The sequence below is a fragment of the Stenotrophomonas sp. P5_A8 genome, from assembly GCF_056400545.1.
In genome coordinates, this window is the sequence record NZ_JBFULB010000102.1 from 1 (window position 1) to 16,419 (window position 16,419).

The following is a 16,419-nucleotide window of genomic DNA, read 5'->3' on the forward strand; positions in this document are numbered from 1 at the left end:
CTGCAGCGAGGCACGCAGTGCTTCACGATCGACCTTCACTTCGCGATCGGCGCCGATCGGGATCACGGCCTCGTAATCCGGGAAACGGCCGTCGATCAGCTTCGAGGTGAAGGTGACATCGTCGCGCTTGACCCGCACGTGGCTGCGGCCGACTTCCAACTCGATCTCGCGATCGCCGCTTTCCAGCAGACGCTGGAGTTCGGTCACGCCCTTGCGCGGCACGATGATCTGACGCTTGGCGCCGCTGGCCTTTTCCAGGTCGGTCTCGCACAGCGCAAGACGATGGCCGTCGGTGGCAACGGTTCGCAGGGCATCGCCGCGCAGGTCGAACAGCAAACCGTTGAGGTAATACCGCACGTCCTGCTGGGCCATCGCGAACGCGGTGCGCTCGATCAGCTCCTTCAGGGTGGCTTCGCCGATCGCCACGCGCTCGGTGGCTTCCACTTCGTCCACCGACGGGAAGTCGTTGGCCGGCAGGGTTGCCAGGGTGAAGCGGCTGCGGCCGGCCTGCACGGTGATCTTGTCACCGGTCTGCGAGACGGTGATCCGGCTGCCGTCGGGCAGGGCGCGGATGATCTCGAACAGTTTGCGTGCGGGGATGGTGGTCTCGCCGTCCTGGGCATCTTCCACCGCGATCCGCGACACCATTTCCACTTCCAGGTCCGTACCGGTCAGCGACAGCTGCCCGTTCTGCACCTGGACCAGGAAATTAGCCAGAACCGGCAGGGTCTGGCGGCGTTCGACCACGTTGACGACTTGTGCCAACGGCTTGAGAAAGGCTTCGCGCTGCAGTGTGAAACGCATGTGGTTCCGTGCCCCTATGCTTTAAAAAAATGTGGAATAAATCAAAAGCTTGGTGGTGATGGTAGCGCCAGAATCGCGGGAAAACACAGCTAAGTCTTTGTAAACAAAAGGGTTTCAGGCCTCGAAACCCTCTGCATTACTGGCCCCGAAGGGGAGGGCAATGCTGTGGATAACTTCGCGCCCAGATTGAACGGCGTTTTTATCCACACCCTGTCCCCTGCTTGCTACCGGATTCTGCACCGTTTTATGCGATGACGCCTTAGCGGCGTACATGCATCATTCGCTCAACTTCCGGATCAGCTTGTCCCAGTCTTCCCGCAACTTGCCGTCCGCTTCCATCAACGTCCGGATCTGCCGGCAGGCATGCAGCACCGTGGTGTGGTCCCGGCCGGCAAAGGCGTCGCCGATTTCCGGCAGGCTGTGCTCGGTCAGTTCCTTGGTCAGCGCCATGGCTACCTGGCGCGGACGGGCCAACGACCGGGTCCGGCGCTTGGACAGCAGATCCTTGATCTGCAGCCCGTAGTAGTCGGCCACGGTTTTCTGGATGTTGGGAATGCTGATTGCCTGCTGCTGGGCGCGCAGCAGGTCGCGCAGGGTTTCCTGCGCAAAATCAGTGGTGATCGCACGGCCGGTGAAGTTGGCGCGTGCGGCCAGAGTATTCAGCGCACCCTCGAGGTCGCGGACATTGGAGCGCATTTTCTTGGCAATCAGAAACGCCACATCGTCGGGGATCTCGGTGCCACGCTCGCGTGCCTTGGCCAGCACGATCGCGGCGCGGGTCTCGAAGTCCGGCGGCTCGATGGCCACCGACAGACCCCAGGCCAGTCGCGACTTCAGCCGTGCTTCCAGGCCCTCGACTTCGCGCGGGTACCGGTCGCAGGTCAGGATGATCTGCTGCTTGCCGTCGAACAGGGCATTGAACGTATGGAAGAACTCTTCCTGGGTACGGTCCTTGCCGGCGAAGAACTGGATGTCATCGATCAGCAGCGCGTCCACCTGCTGGAACTGGCGCTTGAACTGATCCATGGTTTTTTCCTGCAACGCCCGGATCATCGCGCTGAAGAACTGTTCCGACCGCAGGTACAGCACCTTGGCGCCCGGGTTGGCCTGGCGCATCGCATTGCCGGCCGCGAACATCAGGTGGGTCTTGCCCAGGCCGGTGCCGCCGTACAACAGCAACGGGTTGTGCGCCCGGTCGCCCGGTTTCTGCGCCGCCTGGAACGCCGCGGCCAGGCCCAGCTGATTGCTGCGACCCTCCACGAAGTTGGCGAAGGTGTAGTGGGAATCCAGGTTGCCGGCGAACGGCACCAGCGGCTCGGCCGGCACGACAGGCGCGGAGAAGCCCGGATTGGACGCAATCTGCGCCTCTACGGCGCGCGGACGCGAGCCGATTTCAAGAAAAACGTCGCCAAAGCCGGCGAAGTGCGCCAGCAGTTCCTTGATGCGCGGCAGGTACAGCTCGCGCACCTGGTCGACAATGAAGGCATTTGGCGCATAAAGCACCAGGCTGTCCACGCGCAGATCGGCCTGCAGCGGCTTCAACCAGGTGTGAACATCCTCGGGCGGGAACTCCGCTTCAAGGCGTTCGAGACAACGGGACCAGGCATCCATCGGCAATAATCGTCTGGGGCCAGGGGACAGGCGTGGAAAACCGCCGCACCGCAGGCCGGAAGGGGGAAAGAATGGATGGCGCAGACTACCACCGACGAGGGGGGCCGGGAATGGTTGTCCCGAAGTTATTCACAAAATGATCCACAGCTATTGCACAGCCCAATGAATTCCCGTAGTGACAAGCACTTGACGGCACCTTGATCAGGTCTATAGAATTTCCGGTTCTTTCCGTCCCCTTCATATAGAGGCCCCGCATGGCCACCAAGCGCACTTTCCAACCCAGCAACCTCAAGCGTAAGCGCGACCATGGCTTCCGTGCCCGTATGAAGACCGCTGACGGCCGCAAGATCCTGTCGCGTCGCCGCGCCAAGGGCCGTAAAGTCCTGAGCGCTTGATTGCAATGCCGCTTCCCGCGGCAGACGCAATCCTGACTGTGAGCAGTTCCGACCCGCGCAAGCGATTCCCTCGCTCTGCGCGGGTCCGTACGCGTGCCGAATATACAACGGTCTTCAACGGCGCCCGCCGTGTGTCCGATCCGCTGATGACCCTGCACTGGCTGAAGAGCGATACGCCAGCCAGGTTGGGTCTCGCCGTGTCGCGCAAAGTCGATCCCCGAGCCGTGGGTCGCAACCGAGTAAAGCGTGTGCTGCGCGATGCCACACGCCACCTACGGCCGTGGATGAGTGCCGGCGATTTTGTCGTCGTTGCCCGTAGCGCCGCCCGTACCGCCAGCAACTCAGAACTCCGCCAGGCCTTTGAACGCCTGCTGCGCCGTCTTGGCGCATTGCCCATGCCGGGCGCGGACGGCACAATGCCGCCGCCCCTGGGCGTTGTACCCCTTTCTTCCCAGCCCGAGCCGGCATCGCATGCCGGCCCCGTCGAGCCTGCCCGCTGATGAACCAGACCCGCGTTTTCCTGATTTTTGCCTGGCTGATGGTGGCCGTGTTGCTGTGGATGGAGTGGGGCCGCGACAAGGCCGCACCGACCCCGCCGCCGGTTGCCGCGCAGACCCAGGCAACCGTGCCGGGCGCGGCAGGTTCCATCCCCGGTGCGTCGGTGCCGCAGGCCCCGGGTAGCGCCCCGGCGACCCAGCCGGCCGCGCAGGCCCAGGCCGGCGCCGCCCGCGTCACCGTCACCACCGACGTACTGCGTCTGGTGCTGGACGGCGGCACCGTGCTGGACGCCGAGCTGCTGCAGTTCCCGCAGACCAAGGCGGACGGCAGCCCGCCGGTGCGCCTGCTGACCGAAGAGAGCACCCACCCGTACCGCGCGGTGAGTGGCTGGACCAGCCAGGACAAGGGCACCCCGGTGCCGGAAGCCAATGGCTTCACCCTGGTGGGCGACGACCGCGACTTCGTGCTGGGCAAGGGCCAGAAGGAACTGCAGATCCCGTTCGTGTGGAATGGCCCGAACGGCGTCAGCATCCGTCGTACTTACACGCTGGGTCGCAACGAATACGCGATCAAGGTGAAGGACGAAGTGGTCAACGGCAGCACCGCGCCGTGGAACGGCTACGTGTACCGCACCCTGGACCGCACCCCGACCATCCTGTCGCGCAGCATGACCAACCCGGACTCGTTCAGCTTCAACGGCGCGACCTGGTTCAGCCCGCAGGACGGTTATGAGCGTCGCGCGTTCAAGGATTACCTGGACGATGGCAACCTCAATCGCACCATCACCGGCGGCTGGCTGGCGATGCTGCAGCACCACTTCTTCACCGCGTGGATCCCGCAGGCCGACCAGGCCGCGAACTACGCGCTGTCCCAGCATGACGGTCGAGACCAGATCCAGGCCACCGGCCCGGCCTTCACCGTCGCCCCGGGCCAGCAGGCCAGCACCGAAGCTCGCCTGTGGGTCGGCCCGAAGCTGGTCAACCTGATCGCCAAGGAAGACGTGAAGGGTCTGGACCGCGTGGTCGATTACAGCCGCTTCTCGCTGATGGCGATCATCGGCCAGGGCCTGTTCTGGGTGTTGAACCAGGTCCACAAGGTCGTCAACAACTGGGGCTGGGCGATCGTTGGCCTGGTCGTGCTGCTGAAGCTGGTGCTGTATCCGCTGTCGGCGGTGCAGTACAAGAGTGGCGCCAAGATGCGTCGCTTCCAGCCTCGCATCGCGCAGTTGAAGGAACGCTACGGCGATGACCGCCAGAAGTTCCAGACCGCGATGATGGAGCTGTACAAGAAGGAAAAGATCAATCCGATGGGCGGCTGCCTGCCGATCCTCATCCAGATGCCGATCTTCTTCGCGCTGTACTGGGTGCTGGTGGAGTCGGTGGAACTGCGCCAGGCGCCGTGGCTGGGCTGGATCCAGGACCTGACCGCGCGTGACCCGTACTTCATCCTGCCGGTGATCAACGTGGCGGTGATGTGGGCCACGCAGAAGCTGACCCCGGCCCCGGGCATGGACCCGATGCAGGCCAAGATGATGCAGATGATGCCGCTGGTGTTCGGCGTCATGATGGCCTTCATGCCGTCCGGCCTGGTCCTGTACTGGGTGGTCAACGGTGGCCTGGGCCTGCTGCAGCAGTGGTGGATGACCAAGCGCCACGGCAGCGATCCGGTGCCGGCGACCACCGCCCCCATCAAAAAGAAGTAGAGCCGACCGTTGGTCGGCTGCAAAAACACGTAGCGCCGACCGTCGGTCGGCTGCCCCGGAAAACCCGCCACCCGGCGGGTTTTTCTTTGGCGGCGATACAATCGCCGCCACCGTTGCCCCGTTCCCCCGAGCCACTCCATGCCCGCTGCGTCGTCGCTGTTCCGCCTGTCCGTGCCCATGCTGGCGCTCACCCTGGCGCTGGCCGGGTGTGGGGACAAACCCGCGGCCACCGCCGACGGGGTCACCCAGCCCAGCGCGCAGGCCGCCGCCGCCGCCGACCCGGCGGCCGCACCGCTGCTCACCGCGCTGCAGAAGCTGCTCGACGGCCACCGCCGCATCATCGTGCTGCTGGCCGATGAGGCGCAGCAGTCGTCGGCTGACCGCGCCACCTCCAGCCGCATCGGCCAGCAGCTGTTCCATGATGGGCTGGCGCAGCGCGAGGCGATCGCCGCGCAGTTCGACACCCTGCTGCGCGATGCGAGCCCGCAACGCTTCGCCACCCTGGGCACGGTGCTGGACTACATCGAATCGGCGCCGGAGTTGTTCGACGCCGACCGCCTGGCCTTCCGCGAAGTCCTGCGCACCCTGCACGACCGCGTCGGTACCGATTCCTCGCTGCCGGCGGTGAAGCTGCACCAGCGCATCGGCGAAGACCTGGAGGCGCTGGACGAGATCGAGCGCAACTACAACCAGGAAATCACCCGCATCTTCAGCCGCTTCGACCGCACCCGCGCCATCGCGCTCAAGCGCGAGAAGTGGGAGGACTACATCGCCCACCTGCACAAGCAGTACAGCCGCGAGGCGATCCTGCGCGATTACGGGGTGATCGAGCCGTACCCGATGTCGATGAAGGACAGCGACCGCGAGATCTTCGGCCGCGACCTGCCCCCCAAGACCGTGGTGCTGAGCTTCGACGATGGCCCGCACAAGGCCTATACCGACGAGGTGGTGGCCATCCTCAAGCGCTACGACGTACCGGGTGTGTTCTTCGAAGTGGGCCGCAACCTGGGCACGGTGCAGGCCGACGGCAAGGTCACGCTGGGGCCGCTGGCCAGGATCAGCCGCGACCTGATGGAGCAGGGCTACGCGGTGGGCAACCACAGCCTCACCCACGCCCAGCTCTCGCGCACCACCGGCGATGCCCTGCGCGAACAGGTGTTGTCCACCGATACGCTGCTCAAGGATGTGGACGGCAAGCGCGCTCCGCTGTTCCGCTTCCCGTATGGCGCGCGCAATGCCGAGGGCCTGCAGCTGCTCAACGAAGCCGGGCTGAAGTCGATCATGTGGAACATCGATTCGATGGACTGGGCCGACCCGGTACCCGAGTCGATCGTGCAGCGCGTGGTCGAACAGGTGCAGAAGGAACAGCGCGGGATCATCCTGTTCCACGATATCCACGATCGCGCGGTGAAGGCGTTGCCGCAGATCCTGGATCGGCTGATCGCCGACGGCTACCAGTTCGCCGGCTGGAATGGCCGCGACTTCAGCGTTGGCCGTGCGCGCAAGGCGGCTGCCGCCGACACCACGGTCACCAGTGGCTACGAGAAATCCTGGGCCATCGTGGTCGGCATCGACGACTACGCCAAGTGGCCCAAGCTGGAATACGCCAGCCATGATGCGCAGGCCATCGCCGACACCCTGACCGGGCAGTTCGGCTTTCCGTCCTCGCAGGTGATCGTGCTGAAGAACCAGCAGGCCACCCGCAACAACATCCTGGCCGCCTTCCACGACCGGCTGGCCGACGACCGCACCGGCAGGAACGACCGCGTGTTCGTGTTCTTCGCCGGCCACGGCGCAACCCGTCGGCTGGCCTCGGGCCGCGACCTGGGCTACATCATTCCGGTGGATTCGGATCCCAACGAGTTCGCCACCGATGCCATCGCGATGACCGACATCCAGAACATCGCCGAAAGCATGCAGGCCAAGCACGTGATGTTCGTGATGGATGCCTGCTACAGCGGCCTCGGGTTGACCCGCGGGGGGGGATCGTCGTCGGCATTCCTGCGCGAGAACGCCCGCCGCAGCGCGCGGCAGATGCTCACCGCCGGTGGCGCCGACCAGCAGGTGGCCGACAGCGGCCCGAACGGGCATTCGGTGTTCACCTGGGTGCTGCTGCAGGCGCTGGCGGGCAAGGGCGACCTCAATGGCGATGGCCTGATCACCGGCACCGAGCTGGCCGCCTACGTCGCCCCGGCGGTGTCGGCGGTATCGCGGCAGACCCCGGCGTTCGGCAGCCTGCCCGGCTCACAGGGCGGCGAGTTCGTGTTCCAGGTGCCTGACAGCCAGGAATACCTCAACGCCGACACGCACCAGCTCTCGGCCGATGCCATCGCGCTGAACAACAAGGTCGATGCGGCGCAGGATGCCCAGGGGGAAACCCAGGCGCCGGTCACCGTCCCCGACCTGCAGGGAGGCAAGCGCACGCTGGTGGTGCCGGTAGCGCTGCCCACTTCCGATCGCCAGCGCGCGCAGCAGGCCAACGACCGCGGCCTGCAGCTGTACCGCGAGAAGCGCTACGACGAAGCGGCCGCCCAGTTCACCGAAGCGCTGAAGCTGCGCCCGGACTTCGCCCAGGCTGCCAACAACCTCGGCTTCGTCTACTACCGCCAGCAGCGTTACGCCGAAGCCGCGCGCTGGCTGGAGAACACCTTGAAGATCGATCCCTCGCGCGCGGTGGCCCACCTCAACCTTGGCGATGCGTACTTCCATGCCGGCGACAAGGCCAAAGCGCGGCAGGCCTACACCACCTATCTGGCGCTGCAGCCGCAGGGCAGCGGCGCTGCCCAGGCCCGCGCGCAGCTGGAGAAGCTGTAAGCCATGAACGCCTCCGCCAACATCGACACCATCGTGGCCATCGCCAGCGCGCCCGGCGCCGGCGGCGTCGGCCTGCTGCGTCTGTCCGGTCCGCGTGCGGCGGCCATTGCCACCGCACTGGGCGCGCCGACGCTGCGCCCGCGCCATGCCCACTACGCGCGCCTGCGCGACGCACAGGGCGAGGTGATCGACGATGGCATCGTGCTGTGGTTCCCGGCGCCCCACAGTTTCACCGGCGAAGAAGTCGTCGAGCTGCAGGGCCACGGCAGCCCGGTACTGCTGCAACAACTGGTCGCGCGCTGTATCGCGCTCGGTGCGCGCCAGGCGCGGCCGGGTGAGTTCAGCGAACGGGCCTTCCTCAACGGCAAGCTCGACCTGGCCCAGGCCGAGGCGATCGCCGACCTGATCGCCGCCAGCGATACGCGCGCGGCACGCGCCGCCCGCCGCTCGCTGGACGGGGTGTTCTCGCGCCGGGTCGACGAGGCGGCGGAACAGCTTGTTCTGCTGCGCATCCACGTGGAGGCGGCGATCGACTTCGCCGACGAGCCGCTGGATACCCTCGGTGGCGATCAGGTCCGCGCCGGATTGGGCCAGGCGCTGCGCGCGCTGGTGCAGCTACGCGACGATGCCGAACGCGGCCGCCGCCTGCGCGATGGCCTGCACGCGGTGCTGGTGGGACCGCCCAACGCCGGCAAGAGCTCGCTGCTCAATGCACTGGCCGGCAGCGAACGGGCGATCGTCACCGACATCGCCGGCACCACCCGCGACACCCTGCGCGAAACCATCCGCATCGACGGGCTGGAACTGACCCTGGTCGATACCGCCGGCCTGCGCGAAGGCGGCGATGCGATCGAGCGCGAGGGCATGCGCCGCGCCCACGTAGAGATGCAGCGCACCGACCTTGCCATCATCGTGCTTGATGCCCGCGACCCGCAGGCCGGGCACGCGGCGGTGCGCGAGGCCATCGCCGAGGTGCCGCAGCAGCTGTGGATCCACAACAAGAGCGACCTGCTCGCCGCGCTCCCGGCTACCGGCGACCCCAACATCGTGCACGTCTCGGCCGCCACCGGCCTGGGCCTGGACCGCCTGCACACGCGCCTGCGCGAACTGGCCAGCGGCAGCGCCGGGGACAGCGTGGAAGGTGAATTCTCTGCCCGCGCCCGGCATGTGGAGGCCATCGTGCTGGCCATCGGCCACGCCGAGCGCGCCGAAGCCGAGCTGGTCCACGAGCATCTGGAACTGGCCGCCGAGGAACTGCGCCTGGCCCACGAGGCGCTGGGTGAGATCACCGGGCGGATGAGCGCCGATGATCTGCTGGGGCGGATATTCTCGAGCTTCTGTATCGGCAAGTAGGGGCGGCTTTCTTCCCCCTGTCACACCGCACCACCACAATGCGCCGGTCCTTTCCACGCCCCGCCGCGTTGGCGCGGGGCGCATCACACAGGGGTTTGCAGTGTCGAAGTCGTCGTGGGGTTGTGTGTTGCTGTTGTCGCTGGCCGTGGCACCATGGGTGGCCATGAGCGCTGAATCCACGTCCCCCGCAACGCCCAAGGCGGCGGTGTATGGCCATCGCGGTGCCAGTGCGCTGTTGCCCGAGCACACCTTGGCCAGCTACGCGCAGGCCATCGCCGACGGCGCCGATTACATCGAACCGGACCTGGTGATGACCAAGGACGGGGTGCTGGTGTCGCGCCACGAGAATGAGATCGGGGGCACCACCGACGTGGCCGCGCATCCGGAGTTCGCCAGCCGCAAGACGGTCAAGACCATCGACGGCGAGCGCATGGAAGGCTGGTTCACCGAAGACTTCACCGTGGCCGAGCTGAAGACCCTGTACGCCCGCGAGCGTCTGCCGCAGCTTCGCAGCACGGCCTTCGATGGACAGTTCCGCATCGCCACGCTGGACGAGATCATCGCGTTCCTGGTGCAGCAGGCCGGGCGCGCCAACCGCGGCATCGGGCTGGTGCCCGAGATCAAGCACGGCACCTACTTCAAGGGCATCGGCCTGCCGATGGAGGACAAGGTGTTGGCCGCGCTGCAGGGCAACGCGTACACGCGGGTGGCACCGGTGACGATCCAGTCCTTCGAGGTCACCAACCTGCGTTACCTGCGCAGCAAGCTCGGTGYTGACAGCAACATCCGCCTGTTGCAGCTGCTCGGCGACCCGAAGCAGCAGCCGGGCGACGTGCTGGCGGCCAAGGGCAGCCAGCGCTATGCCGACATGATCACCCCCACTGGGCTGGCGCAGGTGGCCGGTTATGCCGATGGCATCGGCCCCAGCCTGCGCATGGTCATTCCGCTGGATGCGGCGGGGAAGCTGGGCACGCCCACCCCGCTGGTGCGCGATGCGCATGCGGCCGGGTTGATGGTCATCCCGTACACCTTCCGCCCGGAGAATTACTTCCAGGCCACCGAGTTCCGCAAGGGCGAGGCCAACGCACGCAATGCCGACGGCTCGGTCGCCGAGATGCGCGCCTACCTGGCCACCGGCATCGATGCGTTCTTCACCGACGACCCGGCACTGGGCCGGCGTGCGGTGGACGGGGATGCGGCGGCGACCGCAGGTAACTGACCGGCGACGATCGCTGCATCCGCAGGCGCGGATGGCGGGACGCCCTGCCGATCAGGACGTGCGTGACCTTGTTGCGATCGGCGACCACGGCTACCGTGGCCGCTGGACACGGAGGTCTGCATGTTGATCGGACATCGCTACGAACGCACGCCAGGCGGCGACCTGCACATCCATTCGCACAACCGCGTGCAGGCAGGCCTGGTGCTGTTCGTGGGCGCGGTCGCGTTGGCGGTACCCGGCGCGTTCGTGGTCGGGGCGCTGGTGAACGAACACTCGCCGTTGTCCCGCCTGGCCCCGTTGTCCTGGCTGCTGGTGGTGCTGGCGTTCCTGCTGCTGGTCGCGCTGGCGGTGGTCCTGCTGGTGTACACCGAGACCAGCGAAACGCTGACCCTGTCGCGCCGCGACGGCGTTGGCCAGCGCCATACCCGCACGCTGTCCGGGCGCTGCACGCTGGTGAATGCCGCCTTCGCCCTGCACGGGCTGTCCGCACTCCAACTGCGATGGCACGGCACCCTGCACCGCGGGACCACCCAGCTGTGGCTCGTGCGCCACGATGGCAGCGAGACCCTGTTGACGCCTGGCAATGTCGCCGTGCTGCCCGGCACGCGGCGCACCGACCGCTGGCTGGGCGTGTTGGCCGATTACCTGCAACTGCCGGTGCCCGTGGAGGTGCTGGACCCACCCCACGCGGCCCCGGCGCAGACGGTAGAGGAGGGCGCGGACAAGGCGCCATCCGCAGCTGACAAGGCCGGCGCTGGCGTCCGCCTCTTTTTCGGCCTGCTGGGCGCCTTCCTGGCGGTACTCGAACTCACGCAGCTGCTGTCGCTGGTGACCGCCCTGGCCACCGCGCGGATCCGGGTCGGCGGCTACCGCGTCAGCGCGCACACCTACTATTGGAGCGAGCAGCCGCTCGCGTACGCGTTCAACGTGCTGTTCGGGGTGGCGATGGTGGTCCTGGTGGGCATGTTCGCCATTGGCTGCCTGCGCCTGGCGCTGTTCGGCCGGATCAGATCCGCCACGTGAGCGCTACTCGCGCGGCTCCGACCGGTCACGCGGCCGGAACGGCAGCACCACGTAGTCCTGGCCTTCGCGCGGTTGCCACAGCACCGGCACGCGCTGCGGTGACGGCGGCTCCAGGTCGCTGTCGCGCTGCAGCTCCAGGTCTTCCTCGTCTTCTTCTTCCCAGCTGTAGCGCTTGCGCGGGGCCATCGGGTCGGACAGGCGGAACAGCAGCGCGCTGAGGATGCCGGCAAAGGCGCCGCCCATGTGCGACTGCCAGGACACGCCCGGCTCGTGCGGGAGGATGGTGATCAGCATGCTCCCGTAGAACAGGAAGGCGATCAGCCCGGCGGCGATGGCCGGACGGTCGCGGCGCAGCAGGCCGAGCACGAACACCAGGAACATCAGGCCGTGGGTGATGCCGCTTGCGCCCAGGTGGTGGCTGCCGATATCGCCGAGCAGCCAGGCACCAAGGCCCGAGCCGATCCACAGCAGCGGCAGCGCGCGCAGCGTGGCGTTGGGATAGACGCTGCCGGCCAGTGTGCCGAGGATCAGCAGGGCAGCCGCGTTGGCGCCCAGATGCTCGACCGAGCCATGCAGCAGCGGGGCACCGAGAATGCCGAGCAGGCCGGCCTTGTCCAGCGGCGACACGGCCCACGGCTGCCAGTTGAAATGACCTTGCGCGGTGAACACCGCCACCAGCACCAGCACGAACGCCAGGCTGGCGTTGAACGCCCGCATCACACGACCGTGGTCGTTGCGGGGGGAGACCGGCGGCTCGCCGGCGGGCAGGGGCAGGTTGTCGTTCATACCCTAAGGGATTGCGTCGCCCGGGCTGAACACAAGGGCAACGCGACGGGAGAGAGTGGTGGGGCCGGCGGGCGGCGATGATCACCGCGACCACGCCCAGCGAGATCGGGGTGGGAATCTTGAAGATGTCGATCAGCATCATCTTGATGCCGATGAAGGCCAGCACCAGGGCCAGGCCGTAGGGCAGCAGGTGGAAGCGATCGGCCATGCCGGCCAGCAAGAAGAACATCGCCCGCAGGCCCAGCACCGCGAACACGTTGGAGGTGAGCACGATGAACGGGTCGGTGGTGATGGCGAAGATCGCCGGGATGCTGTCCACCGCGAAGATCACGTCGGTGACCGCGATCAGGATCAGCACCACGAACAGCGGGGTGAACCAGCGCTTGCCGTCGCGCATGACGCTCATCGCGTTGCCGGCGTAGTCCGGGAGCAGGCGCAGGTGCTTGCGCATCCAGCGCAGCGCCGGGTTGGTCTCAAGATCCGGCTCGGTCCCGGCCGAGAACCACATCTTCCAGCCGGTGAACAGCAGGAACGCACCGAACACGTACAGCAGCCAATGGAACTTGGTCAGCAGCACGCTGCCGGCGAAGATCATGATCGTACGCAGCACGATCGCGCCCAGAATGCCGATGATCAGCACCTTCTGCCGTTGTTCTTCGGGTACCGCGAAGTAGCCCATGATCATCAGAAACACGAAGATGTTGTCTACCGCCAGGGCTTTCTCGACCAGGTAGCCGGTGAGGAACTCCAGCCCGACCTTGTTGGCCACCACCTGGCCGGCGGTTTCGTTGAGGTAGTACCAGAGGCCGCCGTTGAAGGCCAAGGCCAGCAGGACCCAGCCGATCGACCACCACAGGGCCTCCTTGAAGGTGACCTTGTGCGGTCCGCCGTGTCGCATCAATACGAGATCGACCAACAGCGCGATGACCACCACCGCGCCGAAGCCGCCCCACAACCATAAGTTACCGATCGTCTGCATGGGTTTGTCCGTTGGAAAAATGAATGCCTCAAGCCGGAGGGCGAGGATCTGCAACGGAGGATCGGGGGGATCCGGGGAGACAGAGCTTCGCCATACGGCGAAGGTCTCGCTCGCAGTCCCGATGGGTGGGACTGCCGTTGCACCGGAGCCTGCGGGCTCGAATTGACGGCGACAACGTCTGGGAGCTACTCCCCTTCTGAGGCCGATTCTGCGGGCTGCCGGGGCCGGCGTCAAATGCCCGCCGTTTACCTCCCCGCTCGACCGGAACGCCCCGGGGCCAGGGGGCGCCGACGCAGGCGCGGGGGTAGGGCGCGCGCATGGCGGGACCCGTGGTGCGCGCGCGCAGGCCGCGGTCCGGCAGCGCGTACCCGATGCCGCGTCATACAATATGCGGATGAATACCCCTGCCCCCGTAGTCCGCCTCAAGAACGCCTGGCGCTCCAGCCACCCGTGGATCTTCCAGAAACTGGTCGAGAAGCCTGTCGTCCGTCCCAAGCCCGGTGCCATCGTCGACGTCGTCGGCGTGGACGGGGAGTGGATCGGCCGTGGCTTCTACAACGGTCATTCGCGCATCGCCGTGCGCATCCTGGAAACCGATCAGGCCGTTCCGGTCGACGCCGGCTGGTTCTCGCGCAAGATCGCCCAGGCGGTCTCGCTGCGTCGCGAGGTACTCAAGCTGGACGAGGTGTCCAACGCCTGGCGCGTGGTGCACAGCGAGGGCGACGGCCTGTCCGGCCTGGTCGTGGACCGCTATGGCGATCTGGTGGTGGTGGAGTTCTTCGCCGCCGGCATGTTCCGCCACCGCGAATGGGTCTATGAGGCGCTGCGCGAGCAGTTCCCGGGCTGCCGTTTCCACAGCTTTGCCGACGAACACGTGCAGAAGCAGGAAAGCTTCGACTTCCACGGCAACACCACCACCGAAGCGTCGGTGATCAGCGAGTACGGGGTGAAGTTCCGCGCCGATCCTGCCGGTGCGCACAAGACCGGTTTCTTCGCCGATCAGCGCGAGAACCGCCAGTGGCTGAGCCAGCAGGTGGAAGGCAAGACCGTGCTGGACCTGTGCTGCAACACCGGCGGCTTTGCGGTGTACGCCGCGGTGCGCGGTGCTGCCGAAGTGGTCGGCATCGACATCGACGAGGAMGTGATCGAGATTGCCAAGGGCAACTCGCGCCTCAACAACGTGCGCCCGAAGTTCATCCAGTCCGACATCTTCCCGTGGCTGCGCGATGCGTCCAACCGCGGCGAGCGCTACGACGTGGTCATCCTCGACCCGGCCAAGATGACGCGTGACCGCGACCAGGTGATCACCGCGCTGAAGAAGTACCTGGACATGAACAAGCTGGCCCTTGGCGTGGTCAAGCCCGGCGGCCTGCTGGCCACGTTCTCGTGCACCGGCCTGGTGGCCGAGGACCAGTTCCTGGACATGCTGCGCCGCGCCGCGTTCTACGCCGGCCGCACCATCCAGATCCTGAAGGTATCCGGCGCCGGCCCGGATCATCCGTTCATGGCCCACGTGCAGGAATCGCGCTACCTCAAGGCGGTGTTCTGCCGCGTGCTGGACTGACAGCACCGTGCGTGCCGACCGGCGGTCGGCACCTGGCGGGCTGTGTGCGTGCCGACCAACGGTCGGCACCTATCGGGCTTTGTGCGTGCCGACCAACGGTCGGCACCTACAGGGCTGTCTGCCGGCCGACCCAGCGATCGACACGCCTGACGGCGTGCCTGCCGACCGTCTACGGCGTTGGGAACGGGTAGAGCCGAGCCATGCTTGGCTGGCCACGCTCCACGCAGCAGCCGAGCATGGCTCGGCTCTACCGCGTGTCTTCCGACAGCGCTATCGTCCTACGCTTCCCATCACAGGTGAGGCGTCATGACGTTGCGCAGTCTGTCTTTGCTGGTCTCGCTGGCGTTGTGCACGCCGCTGGCCGCCCACGCCATCACGTTCTCCCCGCAGGAACTGGCCAGGGCCGCCACGCTGCAGCAGCGGCTGCTGACCCTGGACAGCCACTTGGATACGCCGGCCAACTTCCACCGCGACGGCTTCGACATCACCCAGCGCCACGACCACAACGCGTTGTCGCAGGTGGACTACCCGCGCATGGTCGAAGGTGCACTCGACGGCGGCTTCTGGGCGATCTACACCGACCAGGGCGACCGCAGCGCGCAGGCGCACCAGCACGACCGCGATGCCGGCCTGCTGCGGCTGATGGACATCCGGCAGATGCTCGCCGCGCACCCGGATACCTTCCAGCTGGCGCTGACCGCGGCCGATGCGGCGAAGATCAAGGCCGCCGGCAAGCGCGTGGTCTACATCAGCATGGAGAACGCCAGCCCGCTGGTGGATGATCCCTCGCTGCTCAGCTTCTACCATCTGGCCGGGTTGCGCCTGCTCAGCACGGTGCACTTCGCCAACAACGAGTTCGCCGATTCGGCCACCGACAAGCACGGTGCCGAGTGGAAGGGCCTGAGCCCGGCCGGCAAGGCACTGGTGGACGAAGCGGTGCGGCTGGGCATCGTCATCGACCAGTCGCATGCCGCCGATGCGGTGTTCGACGACCTGATCGAGCGCATGCCGGTGCCGTTTGTGCTCTCGCACAGCTCGGCCAAGGCGATCTACAACCACCCGCGCAATCTCGATGATGTGCGCCTGAAGCAGCTGGCCAGGGCCGGCGGGGTGATCCAGGTCAACGCCTATGGCGGCTACCTGATCGACACCGGCAAGACCGAGGCGCGGTCGCAGGCCGAGGAGGCGCTGATGCAGCAGCTCGGCGGCGACTACGACGGGATGACCATCGCCCAAGGCGTGGCGCTGAAAAAGGGGCTGGAAGACATCGACGCGCGTTATCCGCTGCGCAAGGCGACGCTGGACGACTTCTTCGCCCACTTCGAGCACATCCTGGAGGTGGTTGGCCCCGAACACGTGGGCATCGGCCTGGACTGGGACGGCGGCGGTGGCCTGGCCGACCTGCCCGACGTGAGCCAGTTGCCCAAGATCACCGCCTGGCTGCTGCGCAAGGGCTACAGCGAAAAGCAGATTGCCGGTATCTGGGGCGGCAACCTGCTGCGGGTGATGCAGCAGGCGCAGGATCACGCCGCCAAAATCGCCGCGGCCGCAAAACCCTGAACACCGGCGGCGCCCCCGGCGTTCGCCTCAAGCGGCAGTCGGTGGGTCGGGCGCTGGGTTCCCATGCCCTTTCCGGCGAATGTCCTCCGGCGTCGGCCTGCGGCCGCCCCC

At 66.6% G+C, this 16,419-nt stretch carries 12 protein-coding genes and 1 pseudogene; 9 read left to right on the top strand and 4 right to left on the bottom strand.

What is annotated here, in order from left to right; translation table 11 throughout:
- Both dnaN and dnaA read right to left on the bottom strand, forming a co-directional pair.
- The coding region (gene dnaN, locus AC1DQP_RS09290; protein ID WP_478051463.1) for a DNA polymerase III subunit beta at window positions 1-804 on the bottom strand (804 nt) is incomplete at its 3' end.
- 276 nt (window positions 805-1,080) lie between these two features.
- Window positions 1,081-2,415, bottom strand: a complete 1,335-nt coding sequence (gene dnaA, locus AC1DQP_RS09295) for a chromosomal replication initiator protein DnaA (protein ID WP_256776086.1) — start codon at window positions 2,413-2,415, stop codon at window positions 1,081-1,083.
- 254 nt (window positions 2,416-2,669) lie between these two features.
- Here dnaA and rpmH point away from each other — a divergent pair, with 254 nt between their 5' ends.
- The 7 genes from rpmH (at window position 2,670) to AC1DQP_RS09330 (ending at window position 11,419) form a co-directional block, all read left to right on the top strand.
- Entirely contained in the window at window positions 2,670-2,810 is a 141-nt protein-coding gene (gene rpmH, locus AC1DQP_RS09300) for a 50S ribosomal protein L34 (RefSeq protein ID WP_006404565.1), read from the top strand.
- A gap of 5 nt (window positions 2,811-2,815) precedes the next feature.
- Window positions 2,816-3,310, top strand: coding sequence for a ribonuclease P protein component (gene rnpA, locus AC1DQP_RS09305; protein WP_256776087.1), 495 nt, complete (start codon window positions 2,816-2,818; stop codon window positions 3,308-3,310).
- On the top strand, window positions 3,310-5,010 hold the full coding sequence (yidC, locus tag AC1DQP_RS09310; protein ID WP_457318922.1) for a membrane protein insertase YidC: 1,701 nt from the start codon (window positions 3,310-3,312) through the stop codon (window positions 5,008-5,010). The genes rnpA and yidC overlap by 1 nt, the downstream gene beginning before the upstream one ends.
- A 138-nt stretch (window positions 5,011-5,148) precedes the next feature.
- Window positions 5,149-7,824, top strand: coding sequence for a polysaccharide deacetylase family protein (locus AC1DQP_RS09315; RefSeq protein WP_457318923.1), 2,676 nt, complete (start codon window positions 5,149-5,151; stop codon window positions 7,822-7,824).
- A gap of 3 nt (window positions 7,825-7,827) precedes the next feature.
- On the top strand, window positions 7,828-9,177 hold the full coding sequence (gene mnmE / locus AC1DQP_RS09320; RefSeq protein ID WP_457318924.1) for a tRNA uridine-5-carboxymethylaminomethyl(34) synthesis GTPase MnmE: 1,350 nt from the start codon (window positions 7,828-7,830) through the stop codon (window positions 9,175-9,177).
- 163 nt (window positions 9,178-9,340) lie between these two features.
- Complete coding sequence (locus AC1DQP_RS09325) at window positions 9,341-10,396, top strand: glycerophosphodiester phosphodiesterase (protein WP_478051464.1); 1,056 nt, start codon at window positions 9,341-9,343, stop codon at window positions 10,394-10,396.
- 120 nt (window positions 10,397-10,516) lie between these two features.
- Window positions 10,517-11,419: a hypothetical protein gene (locus tag AC1DQP_RS09330; RefSeq protein ID WP_457318926.1), complete on the top strand. Its 903-nt coding sequence runs from the start codon at window positions 10,517-10,519 to the stop codon at window positions 11,417-11,419.
- A 3-nt stretch (window positions 11,420-11,422) separates the two neighbouring features.
- On the opposite strand, the gene AC1DQP_RS09335 is transcribed toward AC1DQP_RS09330, so the two are convergent.
- Window positions 11,423-12,205 carry a rhomboid family intramembrane serine protease gene (locus tag AC1DQP_RS09335; protein WP_256776093.1) on the bottom strand — a complete coding sequence of 261 codons (783 nt, stop codon included), beginning with the start codon at window positions 12,203-12,205 and terminating at the stop codon, window positions 11,423-11,425.
- Window positions 12,206-12,275: 70 nt separating this feature from the next.
- A pseudogene (locus tag AC1DQP_RS09340) lies at window positions 12,276-13,184 on the bottom strand (TerC family protein); the annotation flags it as partial.
- A gap of 394 nt (window positions 13,185-13,578) precedes the next feature.
- Between AC1DQP_RS09340 and AC1DQP_RS09345 the strand changes: the two are divergent.
- The gene (locus AC1DQP_RS09345) at window positions 13,579-14,748 is read left to right on the top strand and encodes a class I SAM-dependent rRNA methyltransferase (protein WP_478051465.1); all 1,170 of its coding nucleotides are present in this window, start codon (window positions 13,579-13,581) and stop codon (window positions 14,746-14,748) included.
- A 306-nt stretch (window positions 14,749-15,054) separates the two neighbouring features.
- Window positions 15,055-16,308, top strand: coding sequence for a dipeptidase (locus AC1DQP_RS09350; RefSeq protein ID WP_478051466.1), 1,254 nt, complete (start codon window positions 15,055-15,057; stop codon window positions 16,306-16,308).
- Window positions 16,309-16,419: the final 111 nt, after the last annotated feature.

Coding starts and splice junctions, on each gene's coding strand:
- mnmE (WP_457318924.1), top strand. CDS start 7,828: ATGAACGCCTCCGCCAACATCGACACCATCGTGGCCATCGCCAGCGCG.
- dnaA (WP_256776086.1), bottom strand. CDS start 2,415: ATGGATGCCTGGTCCCGTTGTCTCGAACGCCTTGAAGCGGAGTTCCCG.
- rnpA (WP_256776087.1), top strand. CDS start 2,816: ATGCCGCTTCCCGCGGCAGACGCAATCCTGACTGTGAGCAGTTCCGAC.
- yidC (WP_457318922.1), top strand. CDS start 3,310: ATGAACCAGACCCGCGTTTTCCTGATTTTTGCCTGGCTGATGGTGGCC.
- AC1DQP_RS09330 (WP_457318926.1), top strand. CDS start 10,517: ATGTTGATCGGACATCGCTACGAACGCACGCCAGGCGGCGACCTGCAC.
- rpmH (WP_006404565.1), top strand. CDS start 2,670: ATGGCCACCAAGCGCACTTTCCAACCCAGCAACCTCAAGCGTAAGCGC.
- AC1DQP_RS09315 (WP_457318923.1), top strand. CDS start 5,149: ATGCCCGCTGCGTCGTCGCTGTTCCGCCTGTCCGTGCCCATGCTGGCG.
- AC1DQP_RS09350 (WP_478051466.1), top strand. CDS start 15,055: ATGACGTTGCGCAGTCTGTCTTTGCTGGTCTCGCTGGCGTTGTGCACG.
- AC1DQP_RS09335 (WP_256776093.1), bottom strand. CDS start 12,205: ATGAACGACAACCTGCCCCTGCCCGCCGGCGAGCCGCCGGTCTCCCCC.